The following is a 19,761-nucleotide window of genomic DNA, read 5'->3' on the forward strand; positions in this document are numbered from 1 at the left end:
CGCGCAATGGTCAAGCACATTGTTATGTGGAGTGTCGTTGGCACCATCGCGGTGGAGAAGCAGCGCAACATCCAGTTGGTTCGGGACTGCTTCCTGGGACTGAAGAACAGTATCCCCGGGCTGATATCCCTGGAGATTGGCGTTGATTTGAGCAAGGTCGACTATGCATGCGACGTAGTGTTGAACAGCGAGTTCGAGTCGTGGGAAGCACTGGAAGGCTACTCGACCCATCCTGCACACCTGCGTGTGCGCGACGAACTATCTGGAATCAGGATTGCCAGGCACCAGGTTGACTACGAGGTGCTAGACGCGCGTGACGCTATGGCCGGAGCGGCGACGACATGAAGGAATTTGTCTACAACGGTCAACCGTCGCGAGTCGTGTTTGGACCCGGCTCAATCGCACACCTTGAACGGGAGATTGACCTTCTAGGGGCGCATCGAGCGCTCGTGCTGTCGACGCCGGAGCAGAAGCACCAGGCGCAGATGGTGGCCAACCGCCTGGGAAGCCGCGTTGCGGGCATCTTTCCGCGCGCAGTGATGCACGTGCCGATTGAATCAGCACGAGAAGCACGCGAGGAGGCTCGCAGAATCGGCGCCGATTGCGCCATCGCAATCGGTGGTGGTTCGACGACGGGACTCGGCAAGGCCATCGCCATGGAATCCGGGATGCCCATCCTTGCGATTCCTACGACCTACGCGGGCAGTGAGATGACGCCCATCTATGGCATAACCGAGGGCGGTCTCAAGAAGACCGGCCGCGATTCTCGCGTGCTGCCGCGGACGGTCATCTACGACCCTGAACTGACCCTGACGCTTCCCGTCTCGTTGTCGGTCACGAGCGGCATGAACGCAATCGCGCATGCAGCCGAGGGCCTCTACGCTCGCGACAGCAATCCAGTCATGGGCCTGATGGCAGAGGAAGGTATCCGCGCCATTGCCCGCGCGCTCCCGGCCCTGCGTGAGCGCGCTGACGATGTCGATGCACGCGGTGATGCGCTATATGGCGCGTGGCTGTGTGGAAGCGTCCTGGGGAACGTTGGCATGGCGCTGCATCACAAGCTGTGCCACACGTTGGGAGGAAGCTTCAATCTTTCACATGCGGAGGTGCACACGGTTATTCTGCCGCACGCCATTCGCTTCAACGCACAGGCCGCACCGGATGCGATGGCGCGCATTGAACGGGCGCTCGGTAGGGACGGCGTAGCCGCCGCGAGCGGCCTCTATGACCTCGCCCGCGCCAACGGAGCCCCGTTCTCATTGCGCGACATTGGCATGAAGGAGGCAGACCTGGACCGAGCTGCGGACGTAGTCGTGGCTGCCCCCTATTGGAATCCACGTCCCTTCGGACCTGCTGAACGGCCAGCGATTCGGCAGTTGCTCCAGGACGCCTATGACGGAGCTCGGCCGGCGCAATGACGAATCCCTTCTGAGCTCACTACTAGGTGGCGACGCATGGGCCACCCGCAGAGAACAACAAATGAGGAGACAGAACCTTGAATCAGAGCACTGTGACCATTGCGCGCGATACCAGGGTGATTGGCGCTCCACCGTCGGGACAACGAACGACTGCTATCGCACGAACTCTGCAGCGCGCGTGACTGGCTGCTTTTGGCCGCATCCTGCCCGTCCCAGCACGCTTCACAAGGGGGCTCCTCGCTCCGCGGGCGGAGCCTAGAAGTTCGCCGATGTTGTGGTGTGATATCCGGTGAGATTGCCGCCTTGAGTCGCCTCAGCGCCTTGAGCTTTCCTGGTCGATAGCAACAGCGTCGCGACTCCTGCTCCGAACAGCACGAGCAAGCTCCACGCGCCGAACGCGTAGACCAAGCCAATCGGCATGAAGACAGCAAGAATGAGAAAGAGAACCCTGAGCATGGGGCTCAGTTTGCGCCCGTAGGACCATCTTGCGTCGTGAAGAAGTGGACGCGTGGCAGAGAAAGTGGCCGAACTGATGAGGGAGTGGGCCGGACGCTGGGTCTTGGATGACTGTTGCCCGTCACCGCCCCGGAGGTCGGGCCCTGAGCGGGTCAGTCTGGACCTACCGCTCGCGGGCTCAAGCGGCCTGACGTTCCGCTCCAATGGGTCTCGTGCTGGACTTTCCTACGGTGTCTTCCGGTCGTTGACGTTCTCAGAGGAGGTGCCAGAATAGGTCTTGTCGATGTTCCGTACGGAGGCGCATGTGCCGACTCTGCAGTGCCCCAAGTGCGACTTCAAATTCCCAGATGGGGGTAGCGGCGACAACTGGGCCAAGGTCGCTGTTTCAACACTCATGGCTGCCCCTGCAATCCCCGACATGGCGACGCAGGTGAGGTGCCCGAACTGCCAGCACCTGTTTACTGAAAACGAGGTCCGGTATCTTCGCTCGGCGTGGCCTCGGCGCGTCAGTCCTTGGCTCGCAATCATTGGCCTAGCGCTCATCGCCTGGCTCGTCACGGCATGACCGCACGGCGAACGTCAGCTATCTGACGAATTCTGAGGTACGGCCGACCGTCCGGTCTTGGCCGCGAGCACCAGTTCGCGGCGGTGCTTGGCAGCGGACCTTCGGCGTGCCCGCTCGTTTGCCAGGGACCGCTATCAGCGAGCTTGGCGAACGGGCAGTCCCGGCCATAGCCAGACATTGACGACTGTCGGCTTTACGGCAGGCCAGTGCGGCTCGGATCTGGCGTCAATCCGGCCCCATCGAATCCATCGGGCTGCGCACCGCGCCGCCGCCGACCTTCATCACATGGGTGTAAATCATGGTCGTGACCACATCCGCATGCCCGAGAAGGTCCTGCACAGTCCGGATGTCGTAGCCGGGGAGGCCGCTCGGCAGGATCATCGACGAGCCTGCGCCGTACTTCATCAACGAGGAAGCAGTGCCACGCGCCGGCGCGGTCGTCGTGCGTACGTTCCAACGAACGCGCTGGGTCGACGGGCGTGTCGTGCTGTGGTTGGAACGCCGGGTGATGACCGCGCGAGGAGAGGGGTCGAGTGGGTCGGTGTTCGATGGGCTGGAAGAGATGGTGTCCAAGGAGTGACGGGACGACTGCGCCTTCAGCCAACTCCAGGCCATGAAGGGCTGCGCCAGTTGGTCATCGGCGCGGAGGCGTCTTGTCGGGCACCAGCTTTTGCTCGATGGCGCCGAGCACGTACCAAGTGGCGAGAAACGCGGCACATTCGAGCGTGAAGCTGTGGAACTTGTAGAACAACTCGGCAATGACGAACGCCACCAGGAATACGGGCAACTGGCGTTTGAAGAGCTGGCTGGCGGTCAGGTTGTGGATGAGCGTGTACATGTCATCTTCCTCCGGGGAATTCGGGATGAGTCGAAGTGCGAACAAGGGCGGTCAAGCCCGAAAGGTTCTGGCGGGTCTGTGGCGATTCTGTTCCTCGAGTACCGCCGGCCGCTTCACTGCCCGTGCCGGCTTCGTGCCCGGTTTCGGCTGAAGCTCGACCCGGACATCCAACCCACCCTGCACGTTTCGACCCTCGGCGTCTTGCTGCGCGATGGTGAGTTCGAAAGCCTCGCCGATGCGTCCGTTAGCGGGCCGGTCGAGCATCAGAAACAGCGTTTGATGAGTGCCGGGCTTGAGTTGGATGCGTCGCAGCGCGACATTCTTGAGGCCGCCCGCGACGAACATCACGCCATGCTCCACGGCCTTGGTGATGTCGGCCAGACGCTGCTTCGACCAGACCTTGTGGTAGCCCTTCTTGCTTTTCATGCTCTTCGCAATGGCCACCTTCTGCGCGGAGGCCCATCGCTTGAAATCGCCGAAGTCACGGCCGAGGATGAGGCCCTCGGACAGGTTCTCGAGGTCGCCCTCGGTACTGAGCTTGGGCAGGAACAACCGGACCCGCCCCCGGTAGCCGTGAAGGTCGATCACGAGATCGGAACGGACCTTGTCCTTGCTCGTCGTCGCATGAATCCGGAATGGAACGACGACCGGCGGTGCCGCAGGCGGCGTGCCCGTGAACTGGACCACGGTGAGATTCTTGTGCGCGGCCTTGCGCTCCTGCAGGGAGTTTTGGTCGGTATTCGTGTTGATCGACGTGTAGGGATCGAGAGCGTGGTGAACCAACGCCAGCACACAATGATGGTTGTTTCCGGCCAGATTCGCGGGCGGCGGCAGCTTGTTCGAGTTGAGATCGAAGGCTGCGATTTTCGGGAAGCCGACCCGCACGTCGTTCACGTCGACGATGCCGATGGTCTGCCAGTTGGCATTGTTGATCGGCATGCCGCCCTGTACTTTCGTTTGGTAGTTCGCGGGCAGGGCCGGCAATGCCGCCGAGGCGTTCGCCAACAGGCACATCACGCGCACGTTGTCGGCCGGGACCACGCCGCGGTTGTGAACCTGCACGTACACGCGCGTCGTGATGGTCGAAGTCGCATGGGTCGCGACGTTGTGCGCGTCATCGTTGAGCGTATCGACAAAATCGAAGAAATTGATCGTCGCGCCCAACGGGAACTGATATTGGCCGTTGACGTCTGGCGTGTCGACCTTGATGTCCGGGCCCCGCCAATGGGCCACCTGATCGCCCTGATTCACCGGATCGGGAAGGAAATTGATCGTCGCAAAGCGACCCTGATCGAGTTGCGTGTCGCGCACGTAGAGTTCGACGCCTTGTTTTGGCAGCGCATCGAGCGTGCGTTCGTAGGCGCCACGGCCGTGCGTGCTGGCACGCAACAGACGGCGCGGGTTGTGCAGTCTCAGATCCAGCACCGCCGCGTCGGGCAGGCCGTCGGAAAACACCTGCCACGTCGCGCCGCTGTCGATCGAGCGCCAGATGCCGATGTCGGCACCCGCGTACAACTGGGCTGGCGCCGCGGGATCAACCACGATGGCGTTGTGCTGGATGTCCAGCAGCGCATCCGCTGCGCCAGCGGCCGGCCCGCTGCGCTGTTGCCATGACATTCCGTTGAAATGCCAGACGTGCCGGTAGTCGCCGCTGCCTCCGAACGTGATGTAGATCGAGCTCCCCGTGCCGTCGGCGGCATCCACGGCGATGGCGCTGACCACGCCCGCGAGCGGCAGGCTGTTGGCGCCGCCCACCGTGTCGAGTTGTGTCCGTGTCCACGCCGCGCCGGACTTGTCGAAGCGATAGACACCACCTGCCACGGTCCCCACATAGAGCTTGATCGCGGACGCGAAGATCATCGATTTGATGTTGCCGTCGAGCTGGTCACCGACCAGCGTGTTGTTCGGGATCGACTCCCATGCCCCGCCGAAGGTCGTGCTGATCCACGGGCGAATCGAGCCGAACGCGAGGATGTCCGCCTCGCCGGGCGCGCCTGGGTTGGCTGGAGTGCCGACGAGCGGGGCATAGAACAGAACGTCTTCGCCCATCGCGAGCGGCACGGGCACATTCCCGTAGCTGTAACGCGTGCCGCCGGTGGTGCTGCGCCGGACCGCGCCGCGGACATAGGTGTCTGCGACACGATAGGGATCGTTCCAGTTGACGACGAAGTAGCCGCTGTCTCCGCCCGATGTGTAGAGCCAGGCTTCCTCGCCGGTGAAGCGGTCGCCGCCGTTGTCCTGCGTTCCGCAGAAGAGCACCGCGTCCTCCGTCGGATGCTGGCCGAGGTAGTTCATGGTCAGCGTTTGCAGGCCCTTGTTCACCGAGGTGAAGATGTCGCCGCTGGCCGTCGCATCGTCGGTGCGATAGACGCCGCCGTCGCAGCCGACCCACATTTGCGATGAGCTGCCCGGTGTGAATACGATGGTGTGAATATCGGCATGGACCGAGTTGCCGATCAAGGTGTTGGCAGCCGTCACGCTGGCGGCCGTGACGGTGATGTCGCTGCGATACAAGGCACCTGACCAATCCACCCCGGAGAAGACGGTGGCACCTCCGAGGTAGATGCGATTGACGTTGTCGGGTGCCACGGCAATGGCCAGGTCGTACGTGCCCTGGTTGCGAACCAGATCGACAGGCGCCGGAAGCCCCGTCACCTGGCGCCAGGTGCCTACGGCGGTATCGAGCCGATACACGTTCCCTTCGGAGGAGAACGCGTACACGACGGCGGGGTTGTCAGATTGCACCGCGAGGCTGATGCGGCCCACTCCGGCGGCGGCCGGAAAGCCTGTTCCCACGGCGGCCCAGGTGTGGCCATCCGCCGATGAATACACCGGGCCGAACCAGAAGGCGGCATAGAACGTGGTGGTAACACCCGTGCGCGCGGCGACCACGCTGGTGGCCCAAGCGGAACCGGGCGTGGGGGGTGCCTTCCGTGCCCAATGAAAGGCACCAGCCGCGTTTGGCTCGCGCCGGAACAGTCCCTGGCGCGTGGCGGCCACGACGCGATTCGTGTCGCCCGGGTCGACCGCCAGCGCATAGAACGCGCTTCCGGCAAGGCTGGGGCTGCCGGGGGCCACCGCTTCTGTGACCCAGTTCTGTCCGCCGTCGATAGAGACGATGGGGCCGACGCCGAAGTAGGCGCCGCCCGGCCCTTCACCGGAGCCGACATAGATTCGATCGAGGTCGGCGGTGGCACCGGCAACCACCGCAAGCGCGCCGACGGACAAGCTGTCGGCCTGGCTCTGAGTGGGATTGAGATCGAACGCATCCATCAGCGAGCGCCACGAGGCACCGCCATCATGGGTGCTCCACACGCCGCCATTGGCGGCGCCGACGTAGGCGCGATTGCCGGCCGCGATGGGCGCAATGGCAGGCGTGCGACCGCTTGTTGCCGGTTTGACGTGACCTTGTCCCTGACGCAGACCCGAGGGGCCGATCGGAACCCAGTTGTTGGCCGGCGGCGGTGCCGGCGGTTCGGGTGGCAGCAGACTTCCCGCACCCACCGCAGCGTGCGGCCGTGGCTTGGGTTTTTGCTTCTGCCGTTTCCGATACGCGTCGATCATCCGCTGCCGGTTTCCAAGCGGCGCGCTGCGATCGTCCGTCCGGGGCTGCGCTCGCGGCGCGTCGTCTGCGTCGTCCGCCTCGTCCTTGCGGTGCGGCGGCGCGCTTCTTCCCGAGGGAGGGAGTTCTCCCGGGGTCGGCGGCGCCGGGTCGGTCTTCTTGCGCAGCGGAGTTCGCCGCTCGTCGAGGAAGGCGCGCGTACGCTCCAGCGGTCCGCCATCGGGTTCCGGCTGCTTGGGCTGAGGAGGCGGTTGCTGCTCCTTGCGGTTCTTCACCATGGCGATCTCCTTCGGTGTGCGATGGCTGGACCGGACTCGCATGTGCGAACCGCCAATCTCTCCAGCGCGGCAATGGTGCAGTCTGAACCGTTTGTGGTGTCACGTGCTCTTCGGAATCCTCAAACCTAGGGAGGCGTCGTGGCTTGACGCCGTCGTCGGCCTACGCCCCGCGCCGGACGACAGCGAGTCCTCGCGTGACCTCGAAGACGGGCGCGTCCCGTCCATCGACGTATACCTGCGCGCCACCGCTCGGGAAGTGATAGCGGCGTCCCGTTCTCCGCCCGAAGAGCGTGAGCGAGCCCGGGCCGCTGTACTCGAAGAGCACCGGAACACTCGCGTTTGATGCCCGATCAGACGCGCTCGGTGCGCGTCGAACTGATTGCCCGCAGCCCCATGTCCAAGCCTGACCAGACCAAAGAGAACATCGCCACGCGCGTCCTCCTGTAGAACTGGAATCAACAGCGGCCCACCATGCCGGTGGCGGGTTCGTGGGACTTCGTGGTCATGACGCTGCAGGTGCTGCTGCGCGAGAAGTGTGATCCGCGGCGCGGGGCGGTTCATCCACTATCGAGAGGACGCGCTGCGCTCGATGGCCCGCGCGAGCGACTGCTTCGCGGCGACCCATCTCGGCAGTCGGATGCCCGCTCTGGGCCCGGACTACCACTTCGGCGACGTGAATAGCGGTCGTTCGATCGGGCTTCGAAATTGGCTTGGTGCACCCGTGAGGGGAGGAGCATGGGCGATGTCTGAAATACCTTGGAACCGGTCGTTGGTCCCGGGATCCTCTTGGCACCTGGGTGACCGGAATCGGCGTCACAGCGCGAGTTCGCCCTGCGGAAGGGGAGGACAGCAATCGCTGCGCAGCAGCCATACGACGGGCGCTGGTGGAGGGCAGGGGAGGGCCCGTAGCAGTCATGCGCGTTGTCCGATAGCGGTCGCTCGAAGCGACCCATGGAATGCGCCCGAATACCTTCCAGCTGGCACCTGTGTAGCTTGCTACTTCTTCGCCAGAAACGCTGCGACCAAGGCGTTCGCGTGGCCGTGCCCGATCTGATGCTGGGTCTTGAGCCAGTTCACAAGTTCCATGTGCTTCTGGGAATCCGCATTCTGAAGAACATCCATCCAATGCGCGACCGGCTTGGCGTAAGTCTTCTCGATTGAAGGAAAGTATGAGGCAGGTCCCTTTACCTTGTTTGTATCCGTCATAGAGGTCTCCTTGTGAGGTGAGAGTGCTGGTAGTTCAGACCGCGAGGGCCATTTTCCGTTGCGGCATCAAGCGAGATTCAGAGCCCCAACCGGATCCGATCCTGGCCGACTGTAGCCGGCAAAGACCGAGGCGCTTCGAACCCAAAGCGGTCCGCCCGGCTCAGTTGCAGCAGACATCTAACGGACCAGTCAGCTTGCAAACAGGGTAATGAAGAAGAGCGCAAACCGATAGCCTAGAACGATCGCCGCGGCTGCCAACGCCAGCACAATCGCCTTGACGGTCCGGCGCGCTCCCATCGCTCCGTACACCGGACCGATTGCCAGGTAGATGTACAGCGCGCACATCATGAGAATTGCCATGCTGAGCACGTTGTCGACCATTGGTGCATCCAGGCCACCGAGACCTAGCAAGGCGCTGAGCTTGGCCAACAGCAGCGCCGCGCAGAACAGCAGCAACAGGAACGTGTAGAGATGCAGCGAGAAGACCACGTGTGTCATGAAAGGTCGATGCTCGCGCAGGAAAGCGAGAGGCAATAGCAAGGCGAACGGCAACGTCATCAGCAGGATGAGCGACTTGGCGTTCATCACCACGGCACTGTTGAACAGCGGCTCGTACTGCTCAACGGTCATGTTGGTTGCAACCAGTCGTTGCGACAGGAACGACTGAGCCAGTTCGCTCCAATCCTGATGGTGAAGATGAGAGTCGAGTGAAGAGCTGAAGACGTTTTCGCCGGTGGCCGACTGCAGGGCAAAGAACAGGACGTTGGCGATCAGAAACAGCTGAAAAGGCGCCACGTATGGCTTGCGGACACCACTTGTCCACGCCAGCGTGAGTTCACCGGGGTGCCGTAACAGGGTTCGGGCTGATCGAGCTGCACGGGCATCTATGCTGGTCAGGGCGTGGATTACCTTTTCTACCAGTCCGCGCAGAGTGAGTGTACGTGGCGCGATCGGTTCTTCGCCACATCGCGCACAGAACGGCGTTGTCACGATCACCTTGCAGGTCGGACATGTCCAGTGCGCGATGTCGACCATGGCGATTGCCTCCACTGTGGTCCAGCGTCCGGTCTGGAGGCTGGGAGTTCTCGGTCCGCTGCTGCGCATTCTGCCTTCGGTCACTGCTTTCGCGGGTCGGGCAACTACCACGGCGAAGAGGGCTTTCGCGAGCTGTCGCATGCCAAGACCGTCTTCAAGCGGCATCGCTTCTTCCCGATCGGCCTGTTCTATCCGCCTTAGCGCCTGGTGATGAAGGTGTTTGTCGGCGAAGCAGACCCCTCGCTGCAGGCCGAGTGACAAGATCGCAATCCAATTCAAGAGACTCAAGAGACATCCCGACCCCATGACTTCCAGCAAACCCTGGCTCGCCAGCTACGACACCCGCATTCCCGCAGAGATCGACCCGAACCGCTACGCCTCCGTCGTCCATCTCTTCGAAGACGCGATGCAACGCTCGCCGACAAGACCGCCTTCCACGGCTTCGGCCAAGCGCTCAGCTTTGCCGACTGCAACCGCCACTCGCGCGCCTTTGCCGCCTACCTTCAGAAACGCCTGAGCACAAAGCGCCGCGACCGCATTGGCGTGATGATGCCGAACCTGCTGGCCTTTCCGATCGCGATGATGGGCCCATCGGCGATCCGCTTGGCGCGAACACGGGTATCTTCGACGGAGCCTCGTCCCACGCGATTGGGGGCGATGTCCCCGGTCTGCATCCTAATGGGCTGCTGATGATGGTTTGGTAGCAACAACCTGAGCGCTCGCCGGCACTGGACAGGTCAATCCGGACTGCGCACATGACCCTCAATTTCGTCACGCGCGTCCCCAAGCGTCTGGTACGTGCGAATCAGCGCCACTCGAAGGACGTCCTGGTGAGTTTGCGCATCAAAGCTCCGATCGCTGCTCAGCGAATTGGCGGATACGGCTGCGACAACGAGCTGCACCGCTTGCGCAAAGCGTGCTTCGTCGATTGCGGTTCTTCTTTCGCTCATAGACACCCTCCGGGGAAGATGATTGGTGCATACCGCGATGGGCGGGGAACGCCGCCATCAGTAGCCGAGTGCGCACCGATTCGACATGCTGATGCGCGACTGTACGCCTGCGCAGAGCGTTTCCCGGCCATGACAACCGCGTCGCCAATCCTGGCATGGCCTTTCGATTGCCTTGGATGTCGACGGCCACTTCAATTCGGCGCATTGCGGCGGGCTTCAAGCGCGTGACCTACATTTTGGACAAGTGCGCCTCGGCCTGAAACCCCAGTCCACACTGACGGTGAAATGGCCCGGAACTTCCTGTGCAGGGGCCGATCATACGTTTGTGATGCAACGGTGGACACAGTGGCTCATCCCGCCACGGGAGCTTTGCTCCAAGGGGTTCGCCCCTTCCTCCCGCATTGCCCTGAAACCCGCCTCGCGGCGGGTTTCTTCGTAGGTCACCATTCGATCGTCGTCGTTCTTCGCGCGGCGATCGCAGGCCAATGCTTCGTCCAACCCGACGACCACCCGCCGGGCAATGCTTGCCCCGCGACCTCCGCGCTCGTTGCGTCACCCGCGGTCTGCACGACGCTTCAACCCGTCTTCCTCACGCTCACCATAGGGCGCCAGCGTGGTAAGTCGGCTGTCCACCACCGGGCCGCCGATCGTGAAGTGATAGAGCGACTGGAACTCCAGGTTGCTGAAACCGAACACCCGGTGCACCGGATCGTCGAAGAAACAGCCGATGCCCGTGGCGCCTACGCCTGCCGCTTCGGCCTCCAAATACAACACCTGCCCGACCACCCCGGTTTCCCAAAAGAGCTGGCGATAGAACCAGGGCCCGTGCGTGAACAAGGCGTCTCGATACTCGGCGATCATGCCGAGCGAAAAGACCCCATCGCCCGCGATGTCCTGAAAGCAGCTCACTTGCGTCGCAAGCTGCCTCGCATCGCCGCTTTCCAGCCTGCGAAGGGGAAGGTCCACCGGGCATCCGGGGGGCTCGGACCAGTCGAAGCGCTGATGCATAGCGCGCTTCAGCTTGTCCAGCTTGGCCGGGACGCGGACGAGTACGTACAGCCCCGAGTCGAGTCCGTCCACCCGATGAACGAACAAGGCGAGGTGGATGCGCGGCTCCCAGGCAATGGCATCCCAGGGTAATGGCCGCCTGTTCGCTTCCAGTTCCACGCGTGGCATCACGCGTGCGAGCATGGCGTAAAAGCGCTCGGCCGTGATCGAGGTCTGGCCATCGCAGGCCAGGAGGCTGCGCCGCTGGCGGATGATCCGCCCGGCCGACGGCCCGTCTGGGAACGCTGCGGTTCGATGCGTTGGGGCAGGCGCGTCGAACAGCTCCAGGGCATCTCGCTGCCCCAGCGGTTTGCGTGAGGCGAGCACCACCTCGTCGATGACGGTCCAGGCGACGGGGTCGTCGCGGCTGAGCCGGTTCGCAGTTCCGCACCAGACTTGCTTCGTGAGCTGGCCCACCACCAGCGGATCCAGGCTGAGCGGCACCGCGCGCTGCGCGCCTGCACACCACGGCCTTGCGGAGTCGTTCGGCCAGACGAGCATGACGAGTTCCGGTTGTTCGCGCTCGGCGCCTGCGAAGTCCTCGTCGCGGTTCAGCCCCAGCAAGGCTTCGATGGTTTCATCGGCTAGGCCGTGCAACACGACAGCGCTCCATCCCAGGGTCGCGGCGGCGATGCGAAGCGTGCCGATGGCATGGCCCGCGTCGTGCTGACAATAGCGGAACGCGCGCTCGCCGTACTTCCACGCTTCGCGCCAGTGGATGGACGAGAAACCGACCAGAAAGGCCTGTGGGGGAAACTCCCGCATCAACTGCGCGAACCACTCGGCGGAGCCATTCGCACGTCGTTCAAGGCCGTGTTCTCTCGGCGCGTAGTGGTACAGGCCGGGCGCGAGCGCCAGCCCGGGAAACACGCCGATCAGCAGGTAGCCCTCGGTGGGATGCAGGTTGCCGCTCGAAGGGTTACTGCGCAGTGCCCAGCGCGTGCCACCCGCCTGCTTCCAGGCCGACAGCGCCAGCGCGTACTCGAACAACCGCGATAGTGAGCGAATCGTGAGCGGCGCGCTCGGCACCGCGCCCCGCCGATACATAGCTTCGTAGCGAGGCGACATTGGCTCTTCGTCCGCGCCAAGGATGGGCAACTGTGTGAGCAGCGCCCCCTCGTAACGACGGAACGGGTTGGGTTGATTCGCCCAATCCAGGGCGCCAGCAGAGCGTGCATAGCGGTGGAACTGGTGCTTGGTGCGTTCGTGATAGCGCAGGACTACTTCGAGCTTGTCGGCAGCGTCCATCAGGGTCTCCGTTTGGTGTCAACCGAGCGGTTTGCTCAACTGCTGCGTGAACGAAGATAACATCAGGTTGAAGCTGACGCTGATTGGAAACATCAGAACGCTCCGTTGCGCCATCTCCCTGGGATTGCAGACATCGTCGAGCGTGCGTGGGATGGTGAGACCGAATGCTTTTTCCAACACGTTGCTCCTGGCCAAGCTGGCAGGCCACCGAGGGTCATCCATTGCATGCCGGCTACACGCTCTGGTCTCCCTTCGGCCACCTCGGCTCCGACTCTTGCACGTTTTCTGCGCACTTGCAGGAGTTCCAGGGACCGACCGCAAGGGCATCGGGGTCGAGAAGCCGCAGGACCTCGAAGGCGCGCTGCGCGAGGCGCTGGCGCATCCGGGGCCGGTGCTGGTCGACGTCGTCAGCGCGCGCCAGGATCTGGTGATGCCGCCCAACACGGCGCTGGACCACGCCCTGCACTTTGGCGTCTTCATGATGAAGGCCGTGCTGGACGGCCGCGGCGCCGAACTGCTCGACCTGGCGAAGGTCAACCTCTCGCGCTGAGCCCCGCATCTGGCAAGCCTTCGAATCCAACGTGAGGATCCTGAGGGGCCAAAGGGTCTGCGCGGCACGCAATGGCCGCTTTGCGGTGTCGAATGTGGAACGGCGTAGGGCGGGAATGGGCCCGAACTACCGGTTCGGCGGCAGCCTATGTCTGCCTACCTTGGAGCCTGTCGTCGGTTCTGATTTCTTCGTCCCATCGGCATGACCGCAACCGGCACCAGAGCGTGGAACCGACGAGCGTGAGGGATGGACAGCAAGCGCCGCACACCTACCGTGAGAGGTTGAATGGTTGAACGCGACCAGGACGCCGATGCTCAACGCAGCCTTGTTCGCCGTTCAGACTGCGACAGTGACACCGTGCCGATCGGATTCGTCCTAGTCGTGGTTGTGCGGAGACAGTCAGTTCCCTCGTCGCCTTGTTGAAAAGCCACAAGCGGTGCTGCGCAAAGGTATCTGCAGCGGCTCCAGCACTGCGGTGGGGTTATCCTTTTTTACGACGCCGTTAACTTGAAAACTCTCGCCATTCCGATCCAACGATGTCAATGTCGTGCCGGCACAAGCAGGGGGCGGTCGCATCAAGTGGAGGGAATGAACCATGATTCCTTTTCTTGTCTCCGTGTTGCTGGCAGGATTGCTTGCTTGCTGGCTGTGGAGGAGGGGGCGATGCGGGTGCGGGTACGGCCGCGCTCGTCACCGTCGGCCAGTCCGTCGAGACACCTGCTGTCGGCTCGTCGAAGGGGCAAGCCGTCTTTCCCGGCCTTCCGCGCAGCGGGCACTTTGTGATCATCGAAAACGGTGTAATCGATGCTTGGGAAGGTAAAAACATCAACACTGTGATCTACGACTACTACGCCCTCATCCAGCGGGTGCGGGATGAGGGTCGTATTCCGGTGCTGACTGGATTTTCCCACCAGGCCCTGGGTGGGGAACTCAATTACTTCAATCTCCGGTTCCGAGATTTTTACGACACGATCGTTCAGGCGGTGGCCATCAACACGAGCACAACCTTTGCCGACTGGGGAAGGGTGCCGTTCTATGGCGCCTTTGATCTGATCGACTTTGTACATCCCAACAGGAACTACAGCAATCGGCTGATCGGTCGACTCGCGATGACACTTGATCCGCTCACCACGAACTGCACAGATATTCTGGTTCCTCCGGGCTGATCATCTACGCCAAAAGGGTCGAGGGACGGGCGGCGATGGCCAAGGCAGGACGATCCAATAGCCCTGCCGATCTCTTCCATAGTGAAAGGAGCAGCGATGCTCAAACGACCAATCGTCGCAGTGCCGTCTCCGGCGGCCGATCTCGTCGACGCAGTTCGTCGGAGAACAAGGACCCAGGTCGTCGATCGAAGAATGGCTCTTGCTGTGGGTTGTGGCGGGTCGACGGTCCCCGTCAAGCCCACGGTCGATCTACCCCCGACAGACCAACGTGCTCAACCCCCACACCTGTGCTTGCGCTACGTCGCAACCGCACTCACCGCGCTACTGCTTGTCAGTTGTGGAGGTGGTGGTGGCGGCGGGAGTGCCGGTTTGCCGGCCTCGATCGGCACTAGCTCGACCGGCAGCAGCAGCGGCATGACAACATCGAAAGTTGCTGGTGCCGCTCTGAACAAGCCACCCCCCTCGACCAAGCTCACGCTGTCAATCTTGTCGAGCCGTGCGGACATGGTGAGCGGCGGCGACGCGCTGCTCGAAATTGCCCTGCCCGACGGCATCGATGCGGCCGAGGTGCAGGTGACGCGCAATGGCGAAGACGTGACACCCGCATTCACCGCGCAGGCGAGCGGCCGCGCGCTGCGCGGACTGGTCACGGGGCTCGACGTCGGCAACAACCATCTGGCCGCCGAAGCCGGCCACGGGAAGAACAAGGCGAACGGCCACCTCCATGTGACCAACTATCCGATCAGCGGCCCCGTGTTCTCGGGTCCTCATCTCAAGCCCTTCGAATGCCGCACGATCGAATCGAATCTAGGGGCGCCGCTCGATGCCGATTGCTCCGTCGAGACGCGCCATGACTGGTTCTATTTCACGCCCACCGGCGCGCGCAAGGTGCTTGCTGATCCGCTCGGCGCGCGGCCCACCACGGATGGAAGGGCGGACAACGGGAGGTCTTGCGCGAACTGGCCCGCGCACTGATGGACCAAAGAGGCGTACTCGCCGAAGCATGGTGGTAACAGCCTTTCGGCAGGCCTCATTGGTCTAGTCCAACGAGCTGTTCCGGTACTCACCCAATGTTGTACGGCGGAACTCACCCAGCGGGACGAGCTTGTCTTTCAATTTCGGAAATTGAGCGTGGATGTTCGGCCCTTCCCGAACCCAACATCCATTGGACGCTGCGCCATCGAACGTAGTGAGGTAGGAAACACGATAGGGTGCGATGCATACGCCTTGGGCATCGGTCAACTGCAGAGAGTGAAACGGATTTCCATCCGTCACGAACAGGACTTGAGGCTCCATGTCGCAGCCGAGAACCAGTGAGCAACCTGCGACAACAGCCGCGACTGAAGATGTCTTCATGTCGCCCCCCAGTCCGGCAAAGATTGATTGGGCGCTTTGGTATGACAGGCGTCAACCCTAAAGCTGATGGGACCACGTTGCCGCCGATAGGCGGGGGCTTTCGGTCAAGCCGGCCGCGCAATGAGAGGCAACGCTGGCGCGTCCCGGGGTGATCGTCCTTTCCATGTAGTTTGATACGGTTTAGTCTAGAAATTTCAATCCTGACAACGACTTACTAAACGCGGTTTCTGCGCAGGTTTGCCTTTCCATGCAGATTGACACGCTTTGGCTTGCACAGCGCGTTCGATGCCGGGTAGTGCGACGAGTGAGACCGGCTTCAAACCTCGACTGCCGCTCCTGAAGAGCCCCCCGGCCGCAGCAGCGCCGAGGCGTACGCGTCGATCCTGAAGCGGAAGGTCCCGCGGAAATTGATGTGCCCGAAGTGCACCGGCCCGATGCGGCGTAGCGATGCATCGTCGACGTCCATGCCAGCCGTGCGCATGCGCTCGACCGCATCGTTCATTCGACTGGTGTTCCAGGCCAGCACAATGTTCGTGAGCAATGCGTGGGAGCCGGGATCGCTTTCATCTCGTCGCGCCGCCGCCCGCGTTCGGGCGCCACCTTGCCGGTGTAGACGGCACGCTGCAATTGATGCACCCTCACCTCGGGGCTGCAGCTCACAACACGTAAAGCGCCCCCAAGTAAGCGGTGACGCTAACACACCGCTGCGCTCGTCTGTGGCAAGGGCTTGCCCCGTTGAACCGAAGGTCTCCGGAACCGTTGCCGGATCGTCACCGCGCTTGGGCCACGACCGGAATGCGCAGCACGCCGATGGCCGGAATTTCGATCTCGATCACATCGTCGACACTGATGGGCCCGACTCCGGCCGGTGTGCCAGTCATGATCAAGTCGCCCGGAAGCAGTGTCATGTATTTGGACAGGTAGGCGATCAAGAACGGTACGGAGAGGGGTCGATTTGATTTCAGTGCAAAAAGTGACGCATCGACCGACCAGGATTGGCGCGGGTTCCGAGGTGCTGGCGCTCGCAAGTGCTTGTCACGGCACAACTTTCTGCTACCCCTCGAATAGCCCCGCAAAGCGCATCGTTCAGCGGCCGAATTCAGCCACTGGCCCTTGTTTTGCCTGCACTTTGTGACGGTAGGAGCTGCGCGGCGTAGCGCTCGACGGGGAAGCGGAACACGCCTCGCAGATTGATGCCTTCCAGTCGCGTGGGCGCGATGCGCCCCATCAATTCCGGCGGCACGATTTGGCGCCGGTTGGCCCAGCGGTCGACCACCGCCTGCATCTGCGCCGTGTTCCACGCCATCACGATGTTGGCCAAAAGGCTCAGTGCGTCGGCCACGGCTTGCATCTCGTCGGTGCGCCGGGCCTGCGCCGGCGTGACGCGGCCGACATAGATCGCGCGCTTGAGCGCGTTGACCGACTCGCCTCGATTGAGCACCCGTCGCAGCTCGCGCCGGAAAGCGACGTTGACAAAGTAGTCGGCCAGGAAAACCGTCCTGAGCAGCTTGCCCAGTTGCACGCCGGCGTCATAGATCGGGTCTCCTCGGGCTGCCGAGCCGAATCTCGCCAACGCAGTCACTGCGCTGGCATGGCCCAGCATCACCGAGGCGGCCAAGTGAACCAGACTGTCCCAATGGGCTTCAATGAGCGTGGTGTCCACGCTGGCCTGACACACGGCAGCTATCTCGCGCGGAACCTTCGTGCCCCGCGGGACGAAGAGATACCGTTGCTTGAGTTCCCTGAGCCTTGGACACAGGTCGAAGCCCAGAAGTCGGGACAGAGCCATCGCGAAGTCGGTGAACCCGTGCGTGTCGACAGCGAGCTGAGACGTCTCGATCCGTTCCTGTCGAATGACCCCCTCGATGGCAGCGCCCGCCTGCCGCTCATTGAGCACGATCGGCTGCGCGTGGAAGATTCCCCATCGGTCCTGCACGTGGCTGTACACGCCGATGGAAGCCACCTGGCGCCGCGGGTCCTGGCGTGCTTGCCACACGCGCCGACTGGTCTCCAGGCTCATCATGTCCGAGGAGGCCAGGTCAGTTCGGCCCCAGGTCGCCGCGATGGGGTGGCCCTGCATGAACTCCAGCACCGCCTGGCAGGCCCGTGCCAGTCGACGCTCGTCGCCGGCCCAGCGCATGGCTTGGCGAATGCTGGTGGCCGACAACTGCGGGATCATGCGCGCGCACTCGGCCGCCGTGAGGCTGGTGCCGTGCGCGAGGATGCCGGCATAGGTCATCAGCAGTTCCTGCCCCGTTCTCGGCTCGCGCCCGAGCATGATCCAGCTGAATCGCACCTGGGCGTCCACGGCCAGGATGACCTCGGGCAACTGCGCTTCACCGATGCGCTGATCGATCTGGCTGCGCAGCCTTACGACTTGGGGGTCATCTTCGTCCGCCGGCAACGACGCCAGATGCAGTTCGTCATCGACGCGCAGATCACCTGAACGCGCGGCGGCCGCGACCGCGTCGATGCCAATGAGCATGCGAGCAAGTAGCGGTACGAGGAACTCGCTAGCCTTAGCCGGCAGCTGCAACCTGGCGTAGTGCCTCGGCGCTTCGGCTTGCCAACGCTCCTCGGGCAGGAACAGACGCTCGCGACCGCGGAAGCTCAGTGAATGAGCTATCCAGACCGAGCCGTTGCGCACCGCCCGGCGCAGAGCAAGCAGGGTGGCGACCTCCAGCGCCCTGAAGGCGCGCTCGCGGTCGGCGTCGGCGATGGCTGCACGCCAGGCGGCTCCCAGTCGTGGGGTCGTGACTTCACTGGGAAGTCGCTTGATGCCAGCGGCATACCCGGCTCGGAGCTTGTTCAGCGCATCGAGTGCCGGGTGCTCGCCGGTGGCCTGCCAAGGCAAGCGACTGACCCCCACCAGCAGAGAACGCACCGGCGCGATCGCATCGATCAGGCGTTGCCGGATGACTGACGCCCGACTCGGCGGGCGCTGAGCGTGCTTGGCCGCGACGATCTCGCGAAGGCGTGAACGCAGTTCGGCATCTGGCAGCGCATCATGACCTGCGAGCTCGGAGAGCTCCAGCAGCAGCTCCTGGTACTGCCGTGCCCAATCCACGGACGCGACACCGTCCGCACAGTGGCGCCCCAGGTCGGCCACTCGACGCTGGAACATGAGGATGATCTGGTCGGTGGCCGTGAGCAGGCAGTAGCGCAGGAAGCAGCTGAGCTCCAGCGTGCGGGCCGGCTCCTTGATCCTGGCACTGACCGATGGGGGCCGCCCGGCCATGCGCCTGGCGTAGCGGCGCACCAGTACATCGTTGAGATCCTCCAGATGTCGATCGATGCCGAGGTCCGTCAGGAACGCGATCCTTTCCAGGACCTCGGTGATCTGGCGCGTGGAATGCCTTGCTGGCGCGCTCCACAGCCAGCTCTGACAGTGTTCGCCGTCTGGACGCGGCGTGTCCAATGCCGATATCCAACGCTTGCGAGTCTCGGCAGGCACCGATGTCATGATGGCGTGGCCGGTTGATGCTTCGAGTTCCACCAGGGCGGCGGCCACCATGGCGCGGATCACGCGGTCGTGCACGATGAGCAGGCGATGGTCGTAAAGCCACTGCCTCGCAAGGACCAGGAGCCGCTCGCGGTCCGAGCAATGCGCAACCTCGTCGCGCAGGACCCGTACCAACGCTCGGCGCTGATGCTCGGTCATCCACTTGAATCCCAGGCATTCGCAGGCTTGGTGCTGGTGATCGAACAGGGTGCGTCCGCGGGCGTACAGCGCGCGCAGAGATACCAGATCCGGCGCGGCGATATCCAGTTCGCGGCCAAGGTGATGAAGCAGGGCAGGGGGCACGATCCGCATGCTGTTCAGAGGCCGTCCGGTCATGCGGGCGAAGCCGATATGTAGCGCCAAGCCAAGCTTGAGGCTGTCGCTGCGCCGACGAGCAATCAAGTCGAGCTCAGTGCGGCTGAAGCTGAAGAACGTCTCCAACTCAAGATCGCTGAGCTCGCCGGGCATGTCGCGCAGGCCCAGATAGGACGACTGCCATCCTTGCATCGCCGCGCTCCTTCGTCGTTCATGGGGCGCAGACGATACGCCGCAAAGAAGTGAACAGCAATGCTCGCGAAATCAAC

General features: G+C 63.0%; 17 protein-coding genes and 2 pseudogenes. 6 read left to right on the forward strand and 13 right to left on the reverse strand.

The window, feature by feature from the left end; translation table 11 throughout:
- Positions 1 to 6 precede the first annotated feature (6 nt).
- Together QTI68_RS38805 and QTI68_RS38810 are read left to right on the forward strand one after the other, a co-directional pair.
- Entirely contained in the window at positions 7 to 345 is a 339-nt protein-coding gene (locus QTI68_RS38805; protein WP_286529641.1) for a Dabb family protein, read from the forward strand.
- On the forward strand, positions 342 to 1,418 hold the full coding sequence (locus QTI68_RS38810; RefSeq protein ID WP_286529642.1) for a maleylacetate reductase: 1,077 nt from the start codon (positions 342 to 344) through the stop codon (positions 1,416 to 1,418). Before QTI68_RS38805 ends, QTI68_RS38810 begins: the two co-directional genes overlap by 4 nt.
- 255 nt (positions 1,419 to 1,673) lie before the next feature.
- On the opposite strand, the gene QTI68_RS38815 is transcribed toward QTI68_RS38810, so the two are convergent.
- From QTI68_RS38815 to QTI68_RS38840, 6 genes and pseudogenes are all read right to left on the reverse strand, one after another.
- A complete protein-coding gene (locus QTI68_RS38815) occupies positions 1,674 to 1,874 on the reverse strand; it encodes a hypothetical protein (protein ID WP_286529643.1) in 201 nt (66 codons plus the stop codon).
- Between the two features lie 790 nt (positions 1,875 to 2,664).
- A pseudogene (locus QTI68_RS38820) lies at positions 2,665 to 2,796 on the reverse strand (tyrosine-type recombinase/integrase); the annotation flags it as partial.
- Between the two features lie 277 nt (positions 2,797 to 3,073).
- Positions 3,074 to 3,277 carry a hypothetical protein gene (locus QTI68_RS38825; protein ID WP_286529644.1) on the reverse strand — a complete coding sequence of 68 codons (204 nt, stop codon included), beginning with the start codon at positions 3,275 to 3,277 and terminating at the stop codon, positions 3,074 to 3,076.
- 51 nt (positions 3,278 to 3,328) lie between these two features.
- Positions 3,329 to 7,117: a pilus assembly protein gene (locus tag QTI68_RS38830; RefSeq protein WP_286529645.1), complete on the reverse strand. Its 3,789-nt coding sequence runs from the start codon at positions 7,115 to 7,117 to the stop codon at positions 3,329 to 3,331.
- Positions 7,118 to 8,113: 996 nt separating this feature from the next.
- Complete coding sequence (locus QTI68_RS38835) at positions 8,114 to 8,323, reverse strand: DUF4287 domain-containing protein (RefSeq protein WP_286529646.1); 210 nt, start codon at positions 8,321 to 8,323, stop codon at positions 8,114 to 8,116.
- A gap of 189 nt (positions 8,324 to 8,512) precedes the next feature.
- Positions 8,513 to 9,619, reverse strand: coding sequence for a DUF3667 domain-containing protein (locus QTI68_RS38840; RefSeq protein ID WP_286529647.1), 1,107 nt, complete (start codon positions 9,617 to 9,619; stop codon positions 8,513 to 8,515).
- A 60-nt stretch (positions 9,620 to 9,679) separates the two neighbouring features.
- Here QTI68_RS38840 and QTI68_RS40290 point away from each other — a divergent pair, with 60 nt between their 5' ends.
- Positions 9,680 to 10,048 (forward strand): AMP-binding protein, encoded by a 369-nt coding sequence (locus QTI68_RS40290; protein ID WP_353506475.1) that lies wholly within the window; start codon positions 9,680 to 9,682, stop codon positions 10,046 to 10,048.
- 47 nt (positions 10,049 to 10,095) lie between these two features.
- Here QTI68_RS40290 and QTI68_RS38850 read toward each other — a convergent pair whose 3' ends face one another.
- From QTI68_RS38850 to QTI68_RS38860, 3 genes are all read right to left on the reverse strand, one after another.
- Positions 10,096 to 10,308, reverse strand: a complete 213-nt coding sequence (locus QTI68_RS38850; protein WP_286529649.1) for a hypothetical protein — start codon at positions 10,306 to 10,308, stop codon at positions 10,096 to 10,098.
- 552 nt (positions 10,309 to 10,860) lie between these two features.
- Positions 10,861 to 12,603: a SagB/ThcOx family dehydrogenase gene (locus QTI68_RS38855; RefSeq protein ID WP_286529650.1), complete on the reverse strand. Its 1,743-nt coding sequence runs from the start codon at positions 12,601 to 12,603 to the stop codon at positions 10,861 to 10,863.
- An 18-nt stretch (positions 12,604 to 12,621) separates the two neighbouring features.
- Complete coding sequence (locus tag QTI68_RS38860) at positions 12,622 to 12,780, reverse strand: hypothetical protein (RefSeq protein ID WP_286529651.1); 159 nt, start codon at positions 12,778 to 12,780, stop codon at positions 12,622 to 12,624.
- A 97-nt stretch (positions 12,781 to 12,877) separates the two neighbouring features.
- Here QTI68_RS38860 and QTI68_RS38865 point away from each other — a divergent pair, with 97 nt between their 5' ends.
- The 3 genes from QTI68_RS38865 to QTI68_RS38875 all read left to right on the forward strand — a co-directional run bounded on the left by QTI68_RS38865 (position 12,878) and on the right by QTI68_RS38875 (position 15,294).
- Positions 12,878 to 13,153 carry a hypothetical protein gene (locus QTI68_RS38865; RefSeq protein ID WP_286529652.1) on the forward strand — a complete coding sequence of 92 codons (276 nt, stop codon included), beginning with the start codon at positions 12,878 to 12,880 and terminating at the stop codon, positions 13,151 to 13,153.
- A gap of 635 nt (positions 13,154 to 13,788) precedes the next feature.
- Entirely contained in the window at positions 13,789 to 14,319 is a 531-nt protein-coding gene (locus QTI68_RS38870) for a hypothetical protein (protein ID WP_286529653.1), read from the forward strand.
- A gap of 369 nt (positions 14,320 to 14,688) precedes the next feature.
- Entirely contained in the window at positions 14,689 to 15,294 is a 606-nt protein-coding gene (locus tag QTI68_RS38875) for a DUF6351 family protein (protein WP_286529654.1), read from the forward strand.
- Between the two features lie 63 nt (positions 15,295 to 15,357).
- Here the strand turns inward: QTI68_RS38875 and QTI68_RS38880 are convergent, their stop codons facing one another.
- The 4 genes and pseudogenes from QTI68_RS38880 to QTI68_RS38895 form a co-directional block, all read right to left on the reverse strand.
- Positions 15,358 to 15,675: a hypothetical protein gene (locus tag QTI68_RS38880; protein WP_286529655.1), complete on the reverse strand. Its 318-nt coding sequence runs from the start codon at positions 15,673 to 15,675 to the stop codon at positions 15,358 to 15,360.
- A 316-nt stretch (positions 15,676 to 15,991) separates the two neighbouring features.
- Positions 15,992 to 16,311, reverse strand: a pseudogene (locus QTI68_RS38885) (Tn3 family transposase); the annotation flags it as partial.
- Between the two features lie 134 nt (positions 16,312 to 16,445).
- The gene (locus QTI68_RS38890) at positions 16,446 to 16,607 is read right to left on the reverse strand and encodes a fumarylacetoacetate hydrolase family protein (protein WP_353506474.1); all 162 of its coding nucleotides are present in this window, start codon (positions 16,605 to 16,607) and stop codon (positions 16,446 to 16,448) included.
- Positions 16,608 to 16,774: 167 nt separating this feature from the next.
- The gene (locus QTI68_RS38895) at positions 16,775 to 19,684 is read right to left on the reverse strand and encodes a Tn3 family transposase (RefSeq protein ID WP_286529656.1); all 2,910 of its coding nucleotides are present in this window, start codon (positions 19,682 to 19,684) and stop codon (positions 16,775 to 16,777) included.
- Between the last annotated feature and the right edge of the window lie 77 nt (positions 19,685 to 19,761).

The sequence above is a fragment of the Variovorax sp. J31P207 genome (assembly GCF_030316965.1).
Classification (GTDB): Bacteria; Pseudomonadota; Gammaproteobacteria; order Burkholderiales; family Burkholderiaceae_C; genus Variovorax; species Variovorax ginsengisoli_B.

Excerpts from the sequence above, each read along its gene's own strand:
- QTI68_RS38830 (WP_286529645.1), bottom strand. The coding sequence starts at position 7,117 with ATGGTGAAGAACCGCAAGGAGCAGCAACCGCCTCCTCAGCCCAAGCAG.
- QTI68_RS38895 (WP_286529656.1), bottom strand. The coding sequence starts at position 19,684 with ATGCAAGGATGGCAGTCGTCCTATCTGGGCCTGCGCGACATGCCCGGC.
- QTI68_RS38805 (WP_286529641.1), top strand. The coding sequence starts at position 7 with ATGGTCAAGCACATTGTTATGTGGAGTGTCGTTGGCACCATCGCGGTG.
- QTI68_RS38855 (WP_286529650.1), bottom strand. The coding sequence starts at position 12,603 with ATGGACGCTGCCGACAAGCTCGAAGTAGTCCTGCGCTATCACGAACGC.
- QTI68_RS38880 (WP_286529655.1), bottom strand. The coding sequence starts at position 15,675 with ATGAAGACATCTTCAGTCGCGGCTGTTGTCGCAGGTTGCTCACTGGTT.
- QTI68_RS38835 (WP_286529646.1), bottom strand. The coding sequence starts at position 8,323 with ATGACGGATACAAACAAGGTAAAGGGACCTGCCTCATACTTTCCTTCA.
- QTI68_RS38815 (WP_286529643.1), bottom strand. The coding sequence starts at position 1,874 with ATGCTCAGGGTTCTCTTTCTCATTCTTGCTGTCTTCATGCCGATTGGC.
- QTI68_RS38825 (WP_286529644.1), bottom strand. The coding sequence starts at position 3,277 with ATGTACACGCTCATCCACAACCTGACCGCCAGCCAGCTCTTCAAACGC.
- QTI68_RS38810 (WP_286529642.1), top strand. The coding sequence starts at position 342 with ATGAAGGAATTTGTCTACAACGGTCAACCGTCGCGAGTCGTGTTTGGA.
- QTI68_RS38850 (WP_286529649.1), bottom strand. The coding sequence starts at position 10,308 with ATGAGCGAAAGAAGAACCGCAATCGACGAAGCACGCTTTGCGCAAGCG.